This is a genomic window from Mesorhizobium sp. M7A.F.Ca.MR.176.00.0.0 (assembly GCF_004023165.1).
Taxonomy (GTDB): Bacteria; Pseudomonadota; Alphaproteobacteria; order Rhizobiales; family Rhizobiaceae; genus Mesorhizobium.
Genome location: NZ_RZTC01000111.1, coordinates 15,737 through 20,444 on the forward strand (window position 1 = coordinate 15,737; position 4,708 = coordinate 20,444).

The following is a 4,708-nucleotide window of genomic DNA, read 5'->3' on the forward strand; positions in this document are numbered from 1 at the left end:
GTCAGCCAGAAACTCCCCTTCGCGCTCGCCGCCGGCTGCACGGCGGTGGTCAAGCCGAGCGAAATGACCTCGGCCTCGACCTTTGTGCTCGGCGATATCCTGATGCAGGCCGGCCTGCCCGCCGGCGTCGTCAATATCCTGGCCGGGCTTGGCGCCGATGTCGGTGCGCCGATGGTCAGCCACCCACTGGTCGAGATGGTCTCGTTCACCGGCTCCACCCGCGTTGGCAAGATGACGATGGCGTCCGCCGCGCAGTCGCTGAAGAAAGTCTCGATGGAACTCGGCGGCAAGAACGGCCAGATCGTCTTCCCCGACGCCGACCTCGAAGCGGCCGCCGACGCGGCGGTGTTCGGCGGCTTCTTCAATGCCGGCGAATGCTGCAATGCCGGGAGCCGGCTGATCGTGCACGAGGCGATCGCCGACGATTTTCTCGGCGCCGTCAAGGCGCTCACGGCCAGGGTCACGGTCGGCGATCCGCTCGATGACCAAACCAAGGTCGGCGCGATGATCTCGTCCGACCATCTGAAGAAGGTGGCCGGCTATGTTTCTGCCGCTGAAGGCGACGGCAGCCAGGTTTACAGCGGAGGCAAGCAATTGGCCTCCAATGTCGGCCAATATCTTGATCCCACCATCATCCGCGGCGTTACCGAGGAGATGGCCATAGCGCGCGAGGAAGTGTTCGGTCCGGTGCTCTCGGTGCTGACTTTTGAATCGATTGAAAAGGCGTTGCACATCGCCAACAACACGCCCTATGGTTTGTCGGCGGGCGTGTGGAGCGCCAGCATCGACACTTGCATGTCGGTCGCGCGTGGAGTGCGTTCGGGAACCGTTTGGGTGAACACATTCATGGAAGGTTACCCGAGCTGCCTTTCGGAGGCTACAAGCAGTCCGGTCTCGGACGCGAACTCGGCAAACGCGCCGTCGAGGACTATACCGAGGAAAAGACAATTCAGTTTCATCGCGGCCAGCGCACCGGATGGTGGGTCGGCTGAGTTGAGAAGAACCCGGTGGGCTTCACCGGTCGTGTAATGCAACAAGGGAGGTAGTACATGTTGCGCAAACTGCTTATCGGAACCGCTCTCGTATCCGGCCTGGCTTTCGCGGCCCACGCCGAGGACGTCAAGGAAGTGCAGATGCTGCATTGGTGGACGTCGGGCGGCGAAGCGGCTGCTCTCAACGTCCTCAAGGGTGATCTGGCCAAGGAAGGCTACGCTTGGAAGGACGTGCCGGTGGCCGGCGGCGGCGGCGACGCCGCCATGACCGCGCTGAAGGCGATGGTCGCGGCCGGCAATTATCCGACCGCCTCGCAGATGCTCGGCTACACCGTGCTCGACTATGCGGCCGCCGGCGTCATGGGCGACCTGACCGAAACGGCGAAGAAAGAAGGCTGGGACAAGTCCGTTCCGGCAGCCCTGCAGAAATTTTCGGTCTATGACGGCAAGTGGGTCGCGGCGCCGGTCAACGTTCACTCGGTCAACTGGCTGTGGATCAACAAGGACGTCCTGGACAAGATCGGCGGCACCGAGCCGAAGACCTTCGACGACTTCGTTGCCCTGCTCGACAAGGCCAAGGCGGCAGGCGTGATCCCGCTCGCTCTCGGTGGCCAGAACTGGCAGGAAGCCACCATGTTCGACTCGGTCGTGCTGTCGACCGGCGGACCCGAGTTCTACAAGAAGGCCTTCAACGACCTCGATGACGCATCCCTGAAGTCCGACACGATGAAGAAGTCGTTCGACAATTTGGCCAAGCTCGTCACCTATGTCGACCCCAACTTCTCCGGCCGCGACTGGAACCTTGCCACCGCCATGGTCATCAAGGGCGATGCCCTGGTGCAGGTCATGGGCGATTGGGCCAAGGGCGAGTTCAACGCCGCCAAGAAAACGCCGGGCACCGACTTCCTGTGCTATCGCTTCCCGGGCACCGACGGCTCGGTGATCTACAACTCCGACATGTTCGGCATGTTCAACGTTCCGGACGACCGCAAGGCCGCCCAGGTCGCGCTGGCCACCGCCACCCTGTCGAAGAGCTTCCAGTCGGCCTTCAACGTCGTCAAGGGTTCGGTCCCGGCCCGTACCGACGTTCCGGACACCGACTTCGACGCTTGCGGCAAGAAGGGCATCGCCGACCTGAAGGCAGCCAACGAAGGCGGCACGCTGTTCGGCTCGCTGGCCCAGGGCTATGGCGCGCCCCCGGCGGTCGCCAATGCCTATAAGGATGTCGTCTCCAAATTCGTCCATGGTCAGATCAAGACCTCGGACGAAGCCGTGACCGAGCTGGTCAAGGCGATCGACGACGCCAAGTAAGCGCCACGCCAAAAATGCCTTCCCCGCTCCGGCGGGGAAGGCCCAGATCCGCGAACTTAGATCCGCGAAGCTGGTTGGCCGCGAGTCGACGGGAGGAGCCCCATGAGCACGGTAGCGACAAGCCAGATCAAGCTGACGCCGGAGCATGCGCGGCCACGCGCCTCGGTGCGCTCACGCCTGCAGGACGCATTGCCGAAGATCGTGCTGGCGCCGAGCTTCGCTATCACCATCGTCTTCGTCTACGGCTTCATCCTGTGGACGATCTATCTGTCCTTCACCAATTCCAAGACCTTCCCGTCCTATGTCCTGACCGGCTCGCGCGCCTATCAGCGGCTGTGGGGCTGGACCTTCGACACCGACCCCCCGTCGAGCTGGTACACGTCGATCACCAATATGGGTATTTTCGGTTTCCTCTACATCGCAATCTGCCTGGCGCTCGGCCTGTTCCTGGCCATCCTGCTCGACCAGAAGATCCGCGGCGAAGGCGTGTTGAGGCCGATCTATCTCTACCCGATGGCGCTGTCCTTCATCGTCACCGGCGTCGCCTGGAAATGGTTCCTCGATCCCGGCCTCGGCCTCGAGCAGACCTTGCATCAATGGGGCTGGACGAGCTTCCATTTCGACTGGATCAAGAACAAGGATTTCGTCATCTACACGGTGGTCATTGCCGGCGTCTGGCAGGCCTCCGGCTTCATCATGGCGATGTTCCTGGCCGGCCTGCGCGGCATCGACGGCGAGATCATGAAGGCGGCGCAGATCGACGGCGCCACCACCTTCCAGCTCTACCGCCGCATCGTCATCCCGCTGCTGCGGCCGATCTTCCTGTCGGCTTTCATCGTGCTCGCGCATCTCGCCATCAAGTCCTACGATCTCGTGGTCGCACTGACCAGCGGCGGGCCCGGTGGATCGGCCTGGCTGCCGTCCAACTTCATGTATGAGTACACGTTCAAGCGCAACGAAATGGCCGTCGGCTCGGCCAGTGCGGTGATCATGCTGATGACCATCGTCGCAATCATCGTGCCCTATCTCTATTCGGAACTGCGGGAGAAACCGCGATGAGCGCCGTCACCACTCCCGCCCGCCAGGCCTCTGGCGGCGTCAACGTCAAGGTTATCAACCGCATCGTCATCTACGGGCTGCTGGCGCTGTTTGCGCTATTTTATCTGATGCCGCTGTTCGTCATGCTGGTGACCTCGTTCAAGACCATGGACGAGATCCAGAACGGCAACATGCTGGCGCTGCCCAGGGCACCGACATTCGATCCCTGGCTGAAGGCCTGGGGCGAGACCTGCGTCGGCCTCACCTGCGCCGGCATCAAGGGCTATTTCTGGAACTCCATCAAGATGGTGGTCCCGGCCGTGCTGATCTCGACGATGCTCGGCGCGCTCAACGGCTACGTGCTGACCAAATGGCGTTTTCGCGGGGCAACGCTGGTGTTCGGGCTGATGCTGTTCGCCTGCTTCATCCCGTTCCAGTCGGTGCTGCTCCCGATGGCGACCATCCTCGGCAGCCTCGGCCGCTTCGGCGTCACGCTGCAGAATGCAACGGGAACCAGCTTTGGCCTCGGCAATCCGACCGTCAACCTCGTCTTCGTCCACGTCGTCTACGGCATCGGCTTCACCACGCTGTTCTTCCGCAACTACTACGAGGCGTTCCCGACCGAACTGGTCAAGGCGGCACAGGTCGACGGCGCATCCTTCTTCCAGATCTTCCGCCGCATCATGCTGCCGAACTCGATGCCGATCTTCGTCGTTACCGTCATCTATCAGTTCACCAACATCTGGAACGACTTCCTGTTCGCCTCGGCTTACGCTGGCACCGGCGATGCGATGCCGATGACGGTGGCGCTCAACAATGTCGTCAACACCTCGACCGGCGTCGTCGAATACAACGTCAACATGGCCGCCGCGATGATCGCGGCACTGCCCACCCTTCTCGTCTATGTGCTCGCCGGCCGCTATTTCGTGCGCGGTCTGATGGCGGGCGCCGTCAAAGGATAATCCGATGGCTTTTCTGGAAATTGATGGTTTGAGGAAGCGCTTCGGCCAGGTCGAGATCCTGAAGGGGATCGATGTCGAGCTCGAGAAAGGCGGCTTCCTGGTGCTGGTCGGCCCTTCCGGCTGCGGCAAGTCGACCTTGCTCAACACCATCGCCGGCCTGGAGACGATCACCTCGGGCGAAATCCGTGTCGACGGCCGCACCATCAACGATCTGCACCCCTCCAAGCGCGACATCGCCATGGTTTTCCAGAGCTACGCGCTCTACCCCAACATGACGGTGGCCGGAAACATCTCCTTCGGCATGGAGATGCGCGGCGTGCCGGCGGCGGAGCGCCAGAAGGCGATCGACAAGGTGGCCAAGGTGCTGCAGATCGGCCACCTCTTGCAGCGCAAGCCGAGCCAACT

The 4,708-nt window shown here is 62.2% G+C and carries 4 protein-coding genes and 1 pseudogene; all 5 read left to right on the forward strand.

The features are described from left to right. Positions 1 to 992 (forward strand): annotated as a pseudogene (locus tag EOB59_RS27745) (aldehyde dehydrogenase family protein); the annotation flags it as partial. Positions 993 to 1,049: 57 nt separating this feature from the next. After that, positions 1,050 to 2,303 carry an ABC transporter substrate-binding protein gene (locus EOB59_RS27750; protein WP_128289699.1) on the forward strand — a complete coding sequence of 418 codons (1,254 nt, stop codon included), beginning with the start codon at positions 1,050 to 1,052 and terminating at the stop codon, positions 2,301 to 2,303. 102 nt (positions 2,304 to 2,405) lie between these two features. Next, a complete protein-coding gene (locus EOB59_RS27755; protein WP_024502750.1) occupies positions 2,406 to 3,362 on the forward strand; it encodes a sugar ABC transporter permease in 957 nt (318 codons plus the stop codon). Next, positions 3,359 to 4,303 carry a carbohydrate ABC transporter permease gene (locus EOB59_RS27760; protein WP_023810088.1) on the forward strand — a complete coding sequence of 315 codons (945 nt, stop codon included), beginning with the start codon at positions 3,359 to 3,361 and terminating at the stop codon, positions 4,301 to 4,303. The genes EOB59_RS27755 and EOB59_RS27760 overlap by 4 nt, the downstream gene beginning before the upstream one ends. 4 nt (positions 4,304 to 4,307) lie before the next feature. Beyond that, positions 4,308 to 4,708, forward strand: a 401-nt coding sequence (locus tag EOB59_RS27765; protein ID WP_164895769.1) for an ABC transporter ATP-binding protein, incomplete at its 3' end; no start/stop codon positions are given.